Below are 17,358 nucleotides of genomic sequence, written 5' to 3' on the forward strand. Positions count from 1 at the left end.
TAAGACAGATAAACCTTCCTCTGATACTTCGTGTGAGACTCTTGATACTTTTGCTATTGCTGCAGCGCCTAAGCACCGCAACCGCACTCGCTATCAAGCGCCCACACTTATCGGCTGTTAGTTTTTAAAGAGCATTACGCAGAACTTCTCAGCGATTTCGCTTCGTTTCTTGCGCGCCGTCATTCAACGGGAGGCGAATTATGCGGACCAATTTCGATGCCGTCAAGCGCCTTTTTCAAAAAAAATTAATCAGACTATTTTCGAGTCGAATGGCGAAATAGAACAGACGCGCCCAATCCGGCCGACGTCGAAGCCGAGTTCGAACAGGTCAGCGAGGACAACACGCGTCCGCAGCGCGGATGGAACCTTCTGCGCAAGAACATGAACTTTCGCTGTTCCGTGCTGCTCGGCGTGTTGACAATGTCGTGATGTACTACGCGCCGCGCATCTTCGAACTAGCCGGCTTCGCGACGCACGAGCAGCAACTAATGGGCGACGGTCATCGTCGGTCTCGTGAATGTAGTGGCGACGTTCGGGGCGATCGGGATGTGCTCGCTCGGGTTTCTCTTGCATGCCGGCGTGGCGGGGCTGACGGCTCAGGTTCTGGCGGTCGCGTCGCTGCTGCTTTTCATCGCGGGTCCGCTCGTATGGATTCTCTGCTCGGAGATTCAACCGCAGCAGGGACGCGACTTCGGCATCGCGGTTTCGACGCTCGTTAACTGGGTGACCAACATGGCGGTCGCGGCCACGTTCCTCAGCTTGCTGTCGACGGTTGGTGAAGCGAACACCTTCGTTCCGTATGCCATCCTCAACGTCGTGTTCGGGATCGTCGTGTTCTTCTACGTTCCCGAAACGCGCGGCGTATCGCTCGAAAAGCTCGGCAACGATCTGATGGCCGGCAAGCGCCTGCGTGATCTGTGCAAAGCAAATTAGCGGCGACGCTGGCGGAATTCAAAACTCGCGCAACGTCAGTTCGACATGCTTCAGCCTGCGCACCATGCGCTCGACGAACTCACCCGTCACATGCGGCAGCGCGCGCTGGCTGGGAACGATGATGCCGACCGTCAGCGCGTTGATGTTCTCGTCGTCGATCGGGCGCCACACGACGTCGCCGCGCGAGAGTTCGTCGAGGAACGCGAGCTTGGAGAAGAACGATATGCCGCGCCCGGATGCGATCAGGCGCTTGAGCAGTGTCGTGGAGTTGCAGGTGACGCTCGGCTGCAGCGATTCCCAGAACGCGGGGAAGTCGCTGCTCATGACGCCCTGGATCGGCGAGCGGCCTTCGAGACGCAGAAACGCGTGATTCCGGCACGCATCGAACGTGACGCGCTCGCGCTTCGCGAGCGGATGCGACGACGCCATCACGACGCCCGGCGGCAAGGGCACTTCGGTCACGACATCGAGCCCGGCGGGCAGCTTCGTGATGTACGTGATGCCGACGTCGTACTCGCCGCTCAGCACGCGCGGCGGGACATCGTGCGGCGGCACGGCGGCGATCGAATACGTGACGGCCGGATACGCGTCCGAGAATTCCTCGACCGTCGCCGGCAGAAAATCGACGAACAGCGAATCCATCGCCACCACGGAGACGTGGCCCTTGCGCTCGCCCTTCAGTTCGTCGAGCTCGCTGCGCATCAGGTGGAAATCGTTCAGCGTCCCGCGAATGTGCTGCAGGACGCGCTCGCCCGCCGCGTTCAGCCGGATGCCGTTGGGCAAGCGGTCGAAAAGCTCGGTGCCCATTTCCGATTCGAGCTTGAGTATCTGCCGGTTCACCGCGCTCGATGCGACATAGAGATTCTGCGCGGCCTTGCGGATCGATCCGCACCGCGCGACCTCGACGAAATACTTCAGAACGTTCGCGTGCATCGCTTGCCCTCAGTCCGATACCCGCACCGGCCACGACGCGACCACGGGGTGATCGAAGGCTACCTTGCCGACGTCCGATGCGCCACCCGGCGAACCGAGCGCGCTCACGTCCGCGTCGAAGAAAGCGCGGTTCACCGCCGCGAACGCGGCCTCTCCGCGCGGCAATTCTTCTTCGTGATAGATCGCCTCGGTCGGGCACACCGACACGCACACGCCGCAGTTGATGCATTCCTCCGGATGGATATAGAGCGTGCGCCCGCCTTCGTAGATGCAATCGACCGGACAGCATTGCACGCATGCGCCGTCCTTCACGTCGATGCACGGCGACCCGATCACGTACGCCATCAGCATCCCCTCCATTGCGGCTTGCGTTTTTCCTGGAACGCGCGCACGCCTTCGTGCGCGTCCTCGGACTGCAGCGCGCTGACCAGCGCGGGAAGCCGGAGCGCCTGCGCCTCGCTCGCGGAGAGCGTCGACGTGCGGCGCACGACCTGCTTGATCGCCTGCACCGACAGCGGCGCGCAGGCGAGCACGGCATCGACCCATCGTTCGACGGCCGCGTCCAGTTCCGCCCGCGCGACGACTTCGTTGACGAGACCCATCGCCAGCGCTTCGTGCGCCGAGATGCGGCGTCCGGTCATGAGCATCGCCATTGCCTGACGATAGGGAATCTGCCGTTGCAGCAAGGTCATGCCGCCGTCGAGCGGCATGCGGCCGACGAGCGCCTCGGGCAGGCCGAAGCTCGCTTCCTCGCACGCGATCACGAGATCGCAGCCGAGCACCATCTCGAAGCCGCCGCCGAGCGCGTAGCCGTTCACGCGCGCGATCACCGGCACGTTCAGCGTCTCGCGCAGCGCGATGCCGCCGAAGCCGCCCGGACGCGGCGCGGCCCAGTATTCGAGGCCGCTCATCGCGGGATTCTTGAGATCCGCGCCGACGCAGAACGCGCGCTCGCCTTCGCCCGTCAGCACGACGACGCGCACGTCGCGGTTATGCTCCAGCTCGCTCCAGATGCGTTGCAGTTCGCTTTCCGTTTGCAGGTCGACGGCGTTCATTGCCTCGGGCCGCGCGAGTGTGACGGTTGCTACATGTCGATCGATGACGAGGCGCACGCTCATACGGCCTCCGTCGTCGTGAGGCCGAGAACCTCGGCGGTGTGTTGCCCCAGCCGCGGCGGTGCGCGGCGCAGTTCGACGGGCGCGTTCGACAGTTCGATCGGGCTGCCGATCAGCCGCACCGGCTGGCCTTCTCCGTCGCCTTCGATGACGAGCCGGTTGTGCAGCGTCTGCGGATCGACGAGCGCCTCGCGCAGATCGCGCACCGGCGCGCACAGCAGATCCTGTTCTTCGAGCCGCGCGAGCCAGTGCTCGCGGCTGTCGCTCGCGAAGCGCTCGCGGAAGGTGCGCTGCAATTCGGCCTTGTGCGCGAACTGCTGGTTCAGGTTGCAGAAGCGCGCATCGAGCGACATGTCGTCGATCTCGAGCGCCGCGCAGATGTCGCGCAACGGATTCGCCTTGAACGCGCCGACGAGCACGAGCGGGCCCGTCGTCGTGTCGAACACGCCGGAGAGCGGCATCGCGGCCCAGTTCACTTCGGAGTCCGCCATCATGATCATCGCGGCTTCCTGCATCTGCATGGCGAGCATCGAGTTGTAGAGCGACACGTTCACCTTCTGCCCTTCGCCCGTGCGTTCGCGATGCAAGAGCGCGAGCAGAATGCCCTGCACCATGTGCATGCCCGCCGAATAATCCGCGAGCGCCGTCGGGTAGACGGAGACGGGCAGCGTGTCGTCGGCGCGGCGGGCCATCACGCCGCTCATCGCCTGCGCGAGCACGTCCTGTCCGCCCTTGTGCGCATACGGTCCCGTCTCGCCGAAGCCTGTGCCGACCGCATAGATGACGCGCGGATTCAGCGCGCGGCAGTGCTCGTAGCCGAGACCGAGACGATCCATCACGCCCGCGCGGAAGTTGTTCACGACGACGTCCGCATCCGCGATCAGCGCCTTCAACGCCTCCATCTGCGATGCATCGCGCAGATCGAGCGCGACGCTGCGCTTGTTGCGATTCAGGCTGCAGAAGATCGGGTTGTCCGCGCCCGCCACGGGCTCGAAAGTCGAGCGGCTCAGATCGCCCGCGCCGTGCCGCTCGATCTTGACGACATCGGCGCCGTAGTCCGCGAGCATCTGCGTGCAGACGGGGCCCATCATCACTTGCGTGAGGTCGATCACGCGCACGCCGGTCAATGGAAGATCGTGCTTTTTCATCGTGTTCTCCGTATTGCTCATGCCGCTTCCCTCGCATCGATATGCGCGGCGAGCGGCGGAATGTCCGCGTTGCGTCCGCTCTGATCGCCGGGGTCCGCGCCCTGCGCCCGCAGCGTCTTTTGCAGCGCGGTCACGTCGACGTCGCGCACGGTGACGCCCGCGTTCAGCGCGAGCGCCGCCGCGACGCCCGCCGCTTCGCCCATCGCCATGCACGGCGGAATTTCGCGCGACATCTTCTGCGCCTGCGACGTCGCCGAATAATGGCGGCCCGCGACGAGCAGGTTGTCGATCTCCTTCGGCAGCAGCACGCGATACGGCATGTAGTAGTCGCGTCCGCGCGCGATGCTGTCGGAGAAGCGCGTGCGCTGCGCGAGGTCTTCCTTCGTCATCACGTATTCGCCTTGCAGCAGACGCGTTTGCCGCACACCGGTCTGCGGCGCGACATCGATCACATAGCAGTTCTCGAAGCCCGGCAGCTTCTCGCGCGCGAACTCCACGACCGCGTGAATGTGGCTGCGTCCCTGCATTTCGGCGCGCGTCAGGTCTTCGGGCTTCAGCCCGTCGAGACCGGCCATGTGCGGGCAGTTGCACCACACGACGCCCGGCAGCGGCGTCTTGAGCCACCAGTAGCCCCACGATCCGCCGAGAATCCGTTTGATCTGGCGGTCGATCGCGGCAAATGTTTCGGGATCCTCTGCTTCGAAGCGTTCGGCGGCTTCGGTGTCGACGCCGCCGAGCCGGAACACCGTCGTCGTGATGTAGCTGCCGCCGACATGCGGCACGCCCGCCGACGCCGCGACATCGAGATCGCCCGTCGCGTCGATGACGACATCTGCGAGAATCGCTTCGCGCCCGCTCTTGGTCTCGCAGATCACGCCCCTTACCTTGCCGTCCTCGACGAGCGTGCGCGAGAACCACGAATGCAGCCGCAGCTTGATGCCGAGCGACTCGACCATTTCGAGCGCGACACGCTTCATCGCGTCGGGATCGAAGGCCGCGGCGAAGCACACCGGATGCGGGTTCTTCTGGCTATGAAAGTCGAACGTGCCCCAGCGTCCCCACTTTCGGTACGACGCCGGATCGTCGCCCCATTCGTCCGCACGCGGGAAATACGCGAGCTTGCGGGCCGCCATGCGTTCGATGAAGGTCATGCAGGTGCCGCGCACGGAGATTTCGTGCAGATGGTTGTCCCACATGTCGTCGAGCACGAGCACCATGCCGCCCGATGCAAGCCCGCCCAGATGGTTGTAGCGTTCGAGCAGGATCACTTCCGCGCCGTTGCGTGCCGCCGCGATCGCCGCGGACAAGCCCGCCGGACCGCCGCCGACCACGACGACGTTCGCCTGCGCCGCCACGCGGACATCGCGCGCGGGTTCCTGAATCCAGTCGCTGATCATGTTCATTTCGTCTCCAGTGTTGATGGTTCGTATCGCGTCGGATTCAGCGGACGCCTTCCGGCTGCCACTTGACGAGCCAGCGCTCGAGCGCCGCGATCACGAGAAAAAAGAAGCCCGAGAGAACGGCGCTCATGATGATCGCCGTGTAGAGCAGCGCCGAGTCGAAGGCGTAGGTCGCCTGAATGATCATCGCGCCGATGCCTTCCGTTGCGCCGATCCATTCGCCCACGACCGCGCCGATCACCGACATCGACGCCGCGATGCGCAACGCGGAGAACAGATACGGCAGCGATGCGTAGAGCCTCAGCTTGAAGAAGATTTCGCGCTTGCTCGCGGAGAGCACGTGCATCAGTTCCATCGCCTGCGGATTGACCGCTTCGAGACCGCGCACCATGTTCACGAGCGTCGGAAAGAAGCAGACGATCGCCGCGATCGTGATCTTCGGCTCCAGACCGTTGCCCATGATGAGCACGAGAATCGGCGCCTTGGCGACCACCGGAATCGAGTTGATCATCACCGCGACCGGATAGAAGATGTCCTGCAGCGTCTTGTTGTGAACGAAGATCGTCGCCAGCACGATGGCCGCGAAATTGCCGAGCAGAAAGCCGAGCGAAGCCTCGATGGCGGTCGGCACGAGGTTCTGCAGGAGCACGTCGCTTTTGGCGAAGAGCGTCTCGAACACGAGCGCCGGCGAAGGCGCGATGAACGGCTTCACATGAAAGCCCGCGACCACCGCCCACCACGCGAAGATCAGGCTCGCGACGCCGAGCGCGGGCAACATGCGCGCGCGCCACACCTGCTGGCGACGGCGCGCGCGCCACGCCTGCGATTCCTCGTCCGGCATGTTGGCCGGCACGTTCAGGTTCATTTCGGACGTAGCCATCAGCAAGTCTCCAGTACGCGCCGCAGGTGCGCGGTGAGTTCGACGAATTCACGCGTTTCGCGGATGTCGAGCGTGCGATCCTCGGGCAGATCGACCGGCACGATTTCTTTCACGCGTCCCGGGTTCGCCGCGAGCATGAGCACGCGCTGACCGAGAAACGCGGCCTCGTAGATGCTGTGCGTGACGAAGAGCGTCGTGAGGCCGAGTTCCTTCCAGACGCGGCGCAATTCTTCGTTGAGACGGTCGCGCGTGATCTCGTCGAGTGCGCCGAAGGGCTCGTCCATCAGCAGCACTTTCGGATCGCAGACGAGCGCGCGCGCAATCGCGACGCGCTGGCGCATGCCGCCCGACATCTCGTGCGGAAACGCATCCTCGCGGCCTTTCAGACCGACGAGTTCCAGCAGTTCGCGCGGCGTCGCCCGGCCGGCGCGCGCCTTGCCGTGCGCGACTTCGAGCGGCAGCGCGACGTTCTGGATCGCGGTGCGCCACGGCAAGAGCGCGGCGTCCTGAAACACGAAGCCGATGTCGCGCCGCTCGCGCGCGGCCTGCGGCGCGGCGCCGAGCACGCTGACGCTGCCGCGGCTCGGCTTGACGAGATCCGCGACGACGCGCAGAAACGTCGACTTGCCGCAGCCCGACGGCCCGAGCAGCGTGAGGAATTCGCCCGCCGCGATATCGAGGCTGAGACCTTCGATCGCGGTGACGCTGCGGCGATCGGTGAAAAAACGCACGTTGATGTCGCGGCAACTGATCGCGCAATCGATGTCTTGCGGCAACGCGAAGCGCGCGCTCGCCCGCCCCGCGCGCGGCGGATTCGAAGTGGCAGCATGCATGGGTTACACCTTCAGGCGAGAGGAATGAGTGGCCTTGAGCACGTCCATCGTCATGACGTCGTCGACTTTGGGCTGTGCCGCGCGGAACTGGCCGAGCTGGCCGTACATCGCGATCTGTTCTTCCCAGACGCTCGCGTCCATCGCGCCCCAGCCCTGCGTTTGCGTCGTCTGGTTGAACGCGTAGCTCATCAGCGAATCGATCGCGATGCGCTCGTCCACGCGATTCAGGTTCGGATAGTCCTTCACGAGCATGTCGATGGCCTGATCGCGGTTCTGATTGGCGTACATCCATCCGCGCGCGGTGGCTCGCAGAAAACCCTGCACGATCTCGGGATGTTCCTTGAGCGTCGACGTGGTCGCGTAATACGGCAGCGCGTAGAGGCGCACGCCGGTGTCCCACAGACGCAAGTCCACGCGATCGGCGCCGAGGGGCTTCAGCGCCGTGGTGTTGGTTTGCCAGCCGGTGACGGCATCGACCTGACCGGCGACGAGCGGCATCATGTCCGCGCCGACCGGCACGATCTTCACCTGGCTCTCGGGGATCTTGTGCTTCGCGAGCAGCGCGCGCAGCAGGACCATGCCCGTCGACTGAATGCCGATGCGCTTGCCGATCATGTCCTGCGGCGAGCGGATCGGCGCCTTCTTCAGCGAAAAGAACGTATACGGATGTTGCTGGAGCCCGACCGCGATGCACTTGATGGGCAAGCCTTCCGACACAGCCAGCATGATCGACGGGCTCGACGAAATCTCGCCCGCCTGAAAGCGCCCCGACGCGACGATCGCGACGCCGTCGATGTTCGGGCCGCCCGGCTGGATGTGGAAATCGATGCCTTCCTGTTCGTAATAGCCGAGCCGCTTCGCGACCACCTCGCCGACCTGATTGCCGCCCGGCACCCAGCCGAGCTGCATGTTGACGGTCGTGAGTCCGCCCGCAAACGCCCGCACCGACAGCAGGCCGCCGCTCGTCGCCAACGCGCTTGCGGCGAGCGTGCGCAACATGCGTCGCCGTCCCGCGCTTTCGATCATTGCCATTTTCGTCTCCGGTGTTTCCTGCATGGGCTCCCCTTTTCAACGGTCTTTCGTGTGACGGGTGATGCCGAGTGATCCCATTGTCAGCAGCCAAAAGTGTCCCCGCATAGCATCATTTTTGGCGATGAGTGATGCCGAAATTAGATCGGGCGGGTATACCCGGCGACCCGCGCGCGAGGCGAAAGGCGTACGCAATGCGCACGGCCAGGAAGCGGATGCGCGCTAAAAATTCGCTCGCTGGTGGCCAAATTCGGTGCTATCCGGCGCGTTTTTTGTTCCGCAAGAATCTGTCGCAGCCGGGGTGAATCGCTGTGGCCGATGACATCGGAAACCAGCGCCGGATTTCTGGAAGACTGATTCGTCATCCTTATCGATCGCAACGTTTCCGTTCAAACTCATACAACAGGAAAGCCATGAAACGACGTTTGTTGGTCATCGCCGCAAGCGCGCTGTGTGTTCAGAGCGCCTTCGCCCAGAGCAGCGTGACGCTCTATGGACTGGTTTCGACAGGCATCGTCTACGCGAACAATCAACGCGGCGCGGACAAGCAGGGACATTCGACATGGCAGTTCTCGAGCGGCCCGATGCAGACGCCGCGCTGGGGCATGAAGGGCACCGAAGATCTGGGCGGCGGCGTGAAAGCGATCTTCACGCTGGAGAGCGGCTATAACATCGGCAACGGCACGCTCTCGCAGGGCGGACGCGAGTTCGGGCGGCAGGCGTTCGTCGGGTTGTCGTCGAATACGCTCGGCACGATCACGCTCGGGCGTCAATACGACGAGGCGGTCACGTTGTGCATGTTCGAGTCGGCGTGCCAGTTCGCGGCGTACGGCGCGCATATCGGCGACAGCGACAACGTGTTCGACACCTTCCGCATCAACAACGCGGTGCAGTACAAGACGATCGACTATGGCGGCTTTCAGGCGGAAGCGCTGTACGGATTCTCGAATCGCGCCGGCGGTTTTTCCGACAACAACGCTTACAGCGCGGCGGTGCAATACCGCAGAGGTCCGTTGTCGTTGGGCGCGGCGTTCCTGCTCGTCAACGAGCCGAACGACCCGAACAACCCGAACGGCGCCGTCGTCGGCGATTATGGCTTCACGTCGCCGTTCATCACCAACCCGGCGACGGGCGCGGGCGTGCGCAGACAGACCATGTACGGCGCGGGCGGCGCTTACGCGTTCGGAAAGGTGAGCGCGTCGTTCCTCTATACGAACGCGCGCTTCGACTATCTGGACGAGTCACGATTGACGCTGCAGAACTTCGAAGTCTCGCTGACGGACTATGTGTTGCCCGATTTGCTGCTTGGCGCGGCGTACATCTATACGACCGGGCAGTACCATCCGCAGGACGCGTCGCCAGCGTGGCATCAGGTGAATGCGGGCGCGAACTACTTCCTCAGCAAGCGCACGGACGTGTTCCTCGTCGGCGTCTATCAGCATGCGGCGAAGGACGCCCCGTATGCGCAAATCTATACGCTGTCGCCATCGACGACGAAGACGCAGGTCTCGGCCGTCGTCGGGTTGAGGCATCGGTGGTAATGCGTCGCTCTAAAGTTGCAAGTTCCGATGCCGTTAGAAAGGAAGTCTTTATCGGCTGCCAGAACGGCGCGCCGTTTTTTTCGAGACCGAGATTGGCTCCTTTCATTTCCTTGCCGCGAATGCAAGTCAAAACATCAGAACAAGCATGAAACTCGTCGTTGCGGTATCTGCACTTACAGTCGCTTTGGCCGGATGCGGCGGAGGTGGATCGGATAACGCGCCAAGCGCGCCCGAGGCAAACGCCGCCCAAGGCCTTTACGCAGGAACCGATGCAAACGGCAACGCCGTCGCCGGCGTCGTGCTCGAGACGGGCGCGTTCTACTTCGTGTATGCAAACACGACGACCAACGCGTTTGGATTGGTGCAAGGCACGTCGTCTGCCTCTCACGGCACTTTCCAGTCCGACAACGCTCGCACCTTCGACATCACCGGCAACGGCGCGGGCGATACGCCCGTACTCGCAGGTTACAACGAGAAGAACAGCGTCCAGGGCGTGATCTATACGAGCGCGGCGAAGCAGAACAGCTTCAAGTTCAATCTGACTTACGACGGCACGTATGAGCGGGCGATTTCGCTGTCGTCCGTCGCGGGGGCGTATTCGGGCGCGGCGGGATCGATCAAGGGCAGTGAGACCACCACGTTCGTGATCGGGCAGGACGGCGCGATCAAAGGTACGGGAGCGAGCGGCTGTACGTTCAGCGGAACGGCAACGCCGCATGGGAACAAGGACTTTCTGGACGCTACTGTTTCGTTTGGAGGCGCGCCTTGTCTCTATCCAGGCGTCACGGTCACGGGTGTCGTGTTCTTCAGCGCTGGGGAGGTGCTGGCGGCGCTGACGTTGCCCGACCGGTCGGATGCGTTTGTTGTTGCGGGTACGAAGTGAGGCGAGTTTTGAATTTTTTTATGCTCTGCCCGCGACCCATCTGCGTCTCTTAGCCCGGACGGATCGATTGGACGCTAGACAGCCTGTGCGATTGTCACAGGCTGTTGGCGACTTGCTAGTCGCGCTGAGACAAGACCGTTAGTTGCGTTGAATGACTGCGGTTGAACCGCGATTTGCAATGCAGTTTCGAACAGCGCTGTCTCGCCGCAGTCGCCCTCTCGCTTGCAGCACACATCAAAGCGACCGAACCGGGCGCAGCGCAATTCGGATCGTGACTTTCGCGATTGCGCTCAACCCTTTCGTCTTCGCTGCGGTCGTGCAGGTTCGTGAACAAATCGCACGCGATTCGGCGAGCATTTCAAGCGCGGGGCATGCGTGCGTGGCTAAAGCGCCGACGCAGCGGCAAACGGTGGTCGAAGAATGTCGATTTCCGTGCTCGCTCAAGCGCCGAACAGACGCATGTTGTGACGGCTTATCTAGACATTGAGCCGGCATCGCTACGCGCATACTCAATGCAATCGATGTTCCGTCACAATGAACGACCGGGTGAGGTGGACATGGCTGTCCTTGAATTCCTTGGCACGATGGGGTTTGTCGCTGCTGTACTGCTTTCGTTGCTGGCGGTGTTGGACGTTTTCATACCGAGCCTGAGCCCGGGCTTGAACCGAAGGCGCGCTTTCAACTTCATCCGCGCACGTACGCTCGCGAAATCCCGGGTGCGATAGCGGAGCGTTGGACCACTTCCCTGGTGGACGTTCTCCACGCTCGGGCTGGCCACATCGAGTGGTCTCGGATGGATTCGGATCGCGTCGGGGAGGCCATTTTCTTATGGCTTGGTCGGTTGCGTTAGTTTCGTGTCGATCAAAACATTTCTTGTGTTTTTTGTTACGATTTTGATCGCATCGCTCTGCGTCCGTGCTCCACGGCCAATCCATATGATCTTCTGGGCGATAGCGCCTGCCTCGCCGTGAAACAATTCCTCGAAAGAGGATGAAAAACGGCGTTGAACCTTCTGCTAGTAAGGATCTCAGGGCTTGTCGCTGTTGCAAGCAATGTTTCACGATTTCCGGTGCCGGGCATTAGAAGGGGGTGTGGGTGGATTGAGTTCTGGTGGCTAGGCATTTTTCGCTCGAAAACCGGCAGTCAGCCGGTGACGTAACATCCTCGCTGGACACGCTTTGACCTTCATCACGCACTACACTCATAGGCAGAAATTTCGGCCCCGAGTTGAATCAATTGCTCCGCGTTTCAATGAGATGTCAGAGAACCTTTAGACCACGCCGACGTCTTTGTCTTCTCTGTGTCGTGCCACCTTGCTGCGCAGCGAAAAGAGGATTGGCTTGGCCGCCCCATGTGAGCGAAATACGCGGACGAGATCGCTTACCGCCTTGCTCTGAGCGCGAGCGTGCGTCAATCTTTCGTCTCAACTTAGTTGCCAGGGTTCGCTGGTTACCTTCGGCGCATCGATTCGCCAAGATCCATGCGCCATTCCTTCGGGCGCTCAACCGCGGAAATCTCTCCCGCTGGACCGAGATGGCCCGAATTTAAGGCGGCGCATGTCCGATTCATCAGAGGCGCCGGCTTACGTCGCGCTCGCTCGAACCATCGTCGTCAACGGTTCTGCCCGCCCATGCGTCCCAAACATCTTCTTGTCGTTAGCCGAAAGAGTGGGGGCCACTCGCCATCCTAAGACGAAACTCTCTGAGCGATTCTTTCGGTCGATGTGCCAGCGATTGCACGTTTTCGTGACGTATAGGATCACGGGTAGTGAACGTCGTCAGAGTTGGGCTCGGTCGCTGTGACCGATTGGCGATGGCAGCAAATTACGCGGGATTTTTGGTGTGGAGTTTGGCGCTCTCAGGTTGGCAAATCGCGTCCGAGCCATTATTGATCCGTTCTGTTTTGATGCTTAGACTGCACCACTTCGCGACCTTTGTGAGATTTTATCTTCGCTGCGATCTCGCTCCGCTCGTTAATGGGATCGTTCGGGCGACCAAGTCTTTAAAAGACGGAGCGGCGTAGTTGCCGTGAGACATCACCTGACTAATCAGGCGAAGCTTGGCGACTAGCATCAACCGAGACCCAAGCCTGATTTGCCACGAGGGCGCGGCTTTAGGTAAGTAGATCGTCGCTGGCGCGCCTAGTCGCCGCACGAAGGAGTGTCCCAAGTAGGGACACGCGTCGGATCTGCGGCAGATTGTGTCGGTTGGATCTTCACGCGGGGGTGTCCCAAGTTGAGACACTGCCTCTGAGACAGCGCGTATCTCAAGCGCATCGTTCGAAACGATTCAGTCCAGATAACAGCTTCGATCCAAATCACCCATTGTCTGCAAACAACTGCGCAACCAGATCCCTTATCTGCTTCTCCTTATCCACCGTCAGCATCCCCGCCTTGATTTTTACAGTCAGTCCCATCGAGTCCCTGGTGATCGATCCCGCTTGAGAACCGCTTGCGAAAATCTTGTCGATGCTACGATCACTGACGCCCGGCGCCGGCTTTCCTTGTTCCTCCAACGCCTGCTTAATCGCCTTTCCCAGTTTCGACTGCTCCAAGTCGCCCGCAACCACCCTCGCCCACAAATCCTTGGCGATCTCGAATGCCGCGTCATTTCGACCTCGCAACACCGAAACCACACTCTCCGCCGCGGTCGCCCCCAATAACCGCGGCTGTACATCCAGATCTTGGAGCACGAAGTCCGGCAATTCGCCGAACGACAAATAGCGATAAAGCTCAGAACGCGAAATTCCCAACGCTTCGGCCATTCGTTTGCGGTTAGGAAACTCCTTCTCCGTCCGTCGAATCGATCGCGAAATTTCGTAGTCGCACAGATCCTCACGCGCCACGTTCTCAACGAGCGCTAGCATCGCCATTTCTTCGTCGGAGAGATCGACGACCAGAACCTTGATCGACTCCTTCCCGATCATCTTGTGCGCGCGCCACCGACGCTCGCCCGCCACGATCTGAAATCCCGCGCCGACGCGGCGAACCACGATCGGCTGAACAAGTCCAGCTTCGCGAATCGACTCAGCCAACTGAACAAGTTTCGCGTCGTTGAATACCTGACGCGGCTGCCAAGGATTCGGAACAATATCGGCTACGGGCGCCTCTGACGCAGGACCGGCCTGCTCGAGCTGCGCAATGCGCTGCTGTGCCGAGGCCAGCGCGGCGGCCATCCCGGGCGCGGTACGCGGACTCGCAGCTTTCTCCTGCTGCGGATCGAGCTGGATGTCTTTTGCCGCCCGCACTTCGGCGGTCTTGCTCATCATGCGATCGCGAAGGCTGCTCATTGTCCTGCCCTCCATTGGGCTACGTACTGGTCATCAATCCATTTGCAGTAGTCCACCATCGGTTGCTTCACGCGCGCCAAGGTCTTCGCTACTGTTTCGGCACGCGATAAATCGAACACCGTCGAAAACGCCAACGCGCCGTTACTCATCACCGAACTAGCCGGGATTTCCGTGGTGTGCAGCCAATCTCCGTAAGCCCGCTGAGACCAGGAGCGCACAACGGGCGCCGACGACGTACTGCCATAGTCCACGCGTGAGAGAAGCACCGAGACGAAGTCGTAGGTCTTGTCGACCTCGTGCTCCACGAAACCATTCGCGACTTCCGCGAACAGCGACCAGAACGACACCGAAGAGATAAAGTCCAGGCTCTCGGGCACGAGCGGCATGACCATGGAGTCGGCGGCCATCAGTCCGTTCAGCGTCATATAAGATAGCGACGGCGCGGTGTCGAGAATGATGTAGTCATATTGCGCGCGCAGCGGCTCGATCCCTTTCCGCAGCACAGACCAGAATTCGAAGTTCGCATTCGTCTTCTGAGCAGTCGGCAGGTGGAACTCGGCGTCATGCAGATAGTTGTGCGCCGGAATGACATCGAGACCGTCCCAATACGTCGTCTGCACTTTCGACGAAAGGCCGCCTTCGATATCCGGGTCATAGATATAGGGCAGGACAGTGTCCTCCCACGTCAGATCCTTTTCGGCGTACAAGCCGCACAACTCTGAGAGCGACGCTTGTGGGTCCAGGTCGATCATGAGAACCTTTCGACCACGCAGACTCAATCCTTGACCGATGCACATCGATGTCGTCGTCTTGCAGGAGCCGCCTTTGAAGTTGGCGGTAATCAAGACGCGCCCGCGATGTTCGCGCGTGCCGGTGACGAGCGGTGTCTGATAGATGTCCGAGACCTGTTGCACCCAGGTTCGGGCATCCGGCAAAGAAAAAATGCGGGCGCGGCCCGTCCCATGCGTTTCGCCCGGCGGCAGTTCGCTTCCTTCCTTGGTCGCCAGGTAGTTGATCTTTTGACGGTCAATTCCACACATGTCCGAGAGTTCGCCGATCGTGAAAACGGGAGCCGTCTTCCGCGGCCTCGGGGCCAATATCTGATCACGGAGTTCGTTCGTCATGACCGACAAACGCTCGGCGAACTCTCCCAGATTGGAGAGCTTCACCCGTCGATTAATCCCTGGCAGTTCACTCAAATTCATTCGGGCGTTTCCTTATAGATCCACGGTGAGGTGTTTTCTCCACGCTCCGTGATGTTTCCACGGTTTTGGTGTAACTTGATATCAAACCGTAGAATACTCGCCAGAGCGATAAATCGCCATTGGAATCGAAAGAAATTTGCAGACGCCGTGGTTGACATCAAAAAACCTATATCTTTCCGTGACTTGGCTTGGCTCGTCGCCCGACGAAACTGGTTTCTGGCCAGTCCGACAACAATGTCGCTGACGCCTCGACACAAAACACCTCACCTCAGCGAATGGGTCAGCGCCGGTAAAACGGAAGCGTCGTTCGTCCTTTCACAATTTGCCTCACCAAACCGCTTGCAGATATCGCCCTCGTAACTGCTGCAGGTTCAAACTCAAGCATCTGCGCTAATCACAGTTAACTTCATGCTCTCGGTGGTTTGTTATTTAAAGAAATGAAAACCTACCACCACCAACAGCGCCAACCATATCGTTGAAAATCAGATAGTTGAGTCGGCAAGGTGAGGTTTACTGTGATCGAGGTGATGTGGATTGATCGCCAAAGTGCTGCGTTTACCCCACCAAGGTGATGTGAAGTGGCGCCGGAGGTGAGGCGTATGGGCGTCGATGGTGAGGGAAAATGTGACGGACACCGGGAAAGGTGAGCTTTTCTGTGTCGATGCCGAGGCAAGGTGAGGTAGTTTGTGTTGACAGCTCACCTTGCAGCCGTTAACGTACCGCTCGTTAACAAACACGTCGCTTGATGCGGAGGCGCAATGACGGCAGAAGGGCAGGTGGCCACGTCCAGACAACTGGCGCTGGCGCTATTCGACGATGCGAATACCGAAGGCCTTCCCGTCGATGCTGCCCGGTCGGACATTGGCTTCTCGCGCAAGAACGTCCTGATTCGGATCGTCGATCTCGGCGTGTCGGCGCGACGTCTTATCGACGCCGCGTATTTCATCGTCGCTCAAGAACACAAGGTCCACGATCTATACGACGTCGAACTGGACTATTTCAAATGGCTCATGCGTTACTCGAGCCGCAACAACGCGCATCTGGAGCAGGTGATCACGGAGGCGCAGAGAGCGCTCATTCAGGCGACCGCGGAACCCGACGCCGATGGGTCCAAGCCATTCGGATCGGTTCAACTGATCGGACGGATTTCTTACGTGGGCGGACGTTTCCAGTTCCGTGTGCCCCCGGATCTCATCGGGATCATTCGGGGTCCGGGGAAATCGCACTGGCTGAGCCTGCGCATTACCTCGCTCTTCACGCTCAGCTATGCACGCGTGATGTACGACCACCTGCTTCCTTATGCGGGCGAGGGTGTAACCGATTGGTTCACGCTCGACGAACTGCGCGCCTGGCAAGGAACGATGGGCGCGAAGGCACAGGAATTCAAGTACTTCAAGCGGGACTGGCTAGCGCCGGCCGTGGATCAAATCAATGAGGTCTCCGATCTTTCCCTGTCGTACGAGACACGTAACGAGCCGGGTTCACGCAAGATCGGGCGCATGCGTTTTCGCGTCGAGCGAAAGGAGATGGCTGAGCGGCTGCTTCATACGCACGAGCACGCACAGTCGCTGTACCAGACGCTGAAGCAGGAAATCGGGCTGTCGAGCGCGCAGTTCGGCCAGATCGCTTCCGACCGCGATACCTACACCGATGCACGTCTGGAGCAGGCGATCGAGCGTACGCGTTTCAGCTTGAAACTGGGCAAGGTATCGAAGAGTCCGGCGGGCTTCTTCATGAAGGCGCTGAAAGAAGGCTGGATCGTCTCGGACGCGGAGCGTCAGATGTTACACATCCAGCAAGGCCTGGCGTTGACCGATCAGCGGGAGGCCGAGGCGAAGGAGCAAGCCGAGGCGCGTCGTGCATTGCAGGTCGCGGCGCAAGACGTGAGCGCGCAGAACCGGATCGTCGACGAAGTCCGTCGAGGATGGGAAGTGTACGAAGCCGCGACGCCGCGACAGCGCGACGACTGGCGCCGCACTTACAGAACGAGCCCGGGCGGAAAGCTGACGCTGCGCAGGCTGGGCATCGATCCGTCGAGCGATCTCGTCGAAGCCGTCATCCAGAAGTATCCCGATCTGCGCGATGGGTTCTCGGGGTACGTATTCAATAAGGCGCGATCGGTGAAGGGCAGGGGCCTCGCGATATAAGTGTCAATCCGAGCGGCGAAATG

Annotated in this window: 14 protein-coding genes; 4 read left to right on the forward strand and 10 right to left on the reverse strand. The window is 60.9% G+C overall.

The window, feature by feature from the left end:
* The first annotated feature begins 513 nt into the window (after nucleotides 1–513).
* On the forward strand, nucleotides 514–933 hold the full coding sequence (locus NOV72_RS07975; protein WP_245932943.1) for an MFS transporter: 420 nt from the start codon (nucleotides 514–516) through the stop codon (nucleotides 931–933).
* An 18-nt stretch (nucleotides 934–951) separates the two neighbouring features.
* Here NOV72_RS07975 and NOV72_RS07980 read toward each other — a convergent pair whose 3' ends face one another.
* The 8 genes from NOV72_RS07980 to NOV72_RS08015 are packed head-to-tail and all read right to left on the reverse strand — an operon-like array spanning nucleotide 952 to nucleotide 8,274.
* Complete coding sequence (locus NOV72_RS07980; RefSeq protein WP_106854068.1) at nucleotides 952–1,866, reverse strand: LysR family transcriptional regulator; 915 nt, start codon at nucleotides 1,864–1,866, stop codon at nucleotides 952–954.
* Nucleotides 1,867–1,875: 9 nt separating this feature from the next.
* Nucleotides 1,876–2,211 carry a ferredoxin gene (gene fdxA / locus NOV72_RS07985; RefSeq protein WP_106854346.1) on the reverse strand — a complete coding sequence of 112 codons (336 nt, stop codon included), beginning with the start codon at nucleotides 2,209–2,211 and terminating at the stop codon, nucleotides 1,876–1,878.
* Nucleotides 2,211–2,984, reverse strand: coding sequence for an enoyl-CoA hydratase-related protein (locus NOV72_RS07990; RefSeq protein WP_106854069.1), 774 nt, complete (start codon nucleotides 2,982–2,984; stop codon nucleotides 2,211–2,213). Before NOV72_RS07990 ends, fdxA begins: the two co-directional genes overlap by 1 nt.
* Complete coding sequence (locus tag NOV72_RS07995) at nucleotides 2,981–4,129, reverse strand: CaiB/BaiF CoA transferase family protein (protein WP_106854347.1); 1,149 nt, start codon at nucleotides 4,127–4,129, stop codon at nucleotides 2,981–2,983. The genes NOV72_RS07990 and NOV72_RS07995 overlap by 4 nt, the downstream gene beginning before the upstream one ends.
* A 17-nt stretch (nucleotides 4,130–4,146) precedes the next feature.
* Nucleotides 4,147–5,532 (reverse strand): FAD-dependent oxidoreductase, encoded by a 1,386-nt coding sequence (locus NOV72_RS08000; RefSeq protein ID WP_106854070.1) that lies wholly within the window; start codon nucleotides 5,530–5,532, stop codon nucleotides 4,147–4,149.
* 37 nt (nucleotides 5,533–5,569) lie between these two features.
* Nucleotides 5,570–6,409: an ABC transporter permease gene (locus NOV72_RS08005; protein WP_106854071.1), complete on the reverse strand. Its 840-nt coding sequence runs from the start codon at nucleotides 6,407–6,409 to the stop codon at nucleotides 5,570–5,572.
* A complete protein-coding gene (locus tag NOV72_RS08010) occupies nucleotides 6,409–7,242 on the reverse strand; it encodes an ABC transporter ATP-binding protein (protein WP_106854072.1) in 834 nt (277 codons plus the stop codon). Before NOV72_RS08010 ends, NOV72_RS08005 begins: the two co-directional genes overlap by 1 nt.
* Before the next feature lie 3 nt (nucleotides 7,243–7,245).
* Nucleotides 7,246–8,274, reverse strand: a complete 1,029-nt coding sequence (locus NOV72_RS08015) for an ABC transporter substrate-binding protein (protein ID WP_106854348.1) — start codon at nucleotides 8,272–8,274, stop codon at nucleotides 7,246–7,248.
* Between the two features lie 410 nt (nucleotides 8,275–8,684).
* Between NOV72_RS08015 and NOV72_RS08020 the strand changes: the two genes are divergently transcribed.
* Both NOV72_RS08020 and NOV72_RS08025 read left to right on the forward strand, forming a co-directional pair.
* On the forward strand, nucleotides 8,685–9,812 hold the full coding sequence (locus NOV72_RS08020; protein ID WP_106854073.1) for a porin: 1,128 nt from the start codon (nucleotides 8,685–8,687) through the stop codon (nucleotides 9,810–9,812).
* Between the two features lie 145 nt (nucleotides 9,813–9,957).
* Entirely contained in the window at nucleotides 9,958–10,695 is a 738-nt protein-coding gene (locus tag NOV72_RS08025; RefSeq protein ID WP_181290913.1) for a hypothetical protein, read from the forward strand.
* Between the two features lie 2,316 nt (nucleotides 10,696–13,011).
* On the opposite strand, the gene NOV72_RS08035 is transcribed toward NOV72_RS08025, so the two are convergent.
* Together NOV72_RS08035 and NOV72_RS08040 are read right to left on the reverse strand one after the other, a co-directional pair.
* Nucleotides 13,012–13,983, reverse strand: coding sequence for a ParB/RepB/Spo0J family partition protein (locus NOV72_RS08035; protein WP_106854349.1), 972 nt, complete (start codon nucleotides 13,981–13,983; stop codon nucleotides 13,012–13,014).
* On the reverse strand, nucleotides 13,980–15,188 hold the full coding sequence (locus tag NOV72_RS08040) for a ParA family protein (RefSeq protein ID WP_106854076.1): 1,209 nt from the start codon (nucleotides 15,186–15,188) through the stop codon (nucleotides 13,980–13,982). The genes NOV72_RS08035 and NOV72_RS08040 overlap by 4 nt, the downstream gene beginning before the upstream one ends.
* A gap of 758 nt (nucleotides 15,189–15,946) precedes the next feature.
* Here NOV72_RS08040 and NOV72_RS08045 point away from each other — a divergent pair.
* Nucleotides 15,947–17,335, forward strand: a complete 1,389-nt coding sequence (locus NOV72_RS08045) for a replication initiation protein (protein ID WP_106854077.1) — start codon at nucleotides 15,947–15,949, stop codon at nucleotides 17,333–17,335.
* Nucleotides 17,336–17,358: the final 23 nt, after the last annotated feature.

This window comes from Caballeronia novacaledonica (assembly GCF_900258035.1).
Classification (GTDB): domain Bacteria; phylum Pseudomonadota; class Gammaproteobacteria; order Burkholderiales; family Burkholderiaceae; genus Caballeronia; species Caballeronia novacaledonica.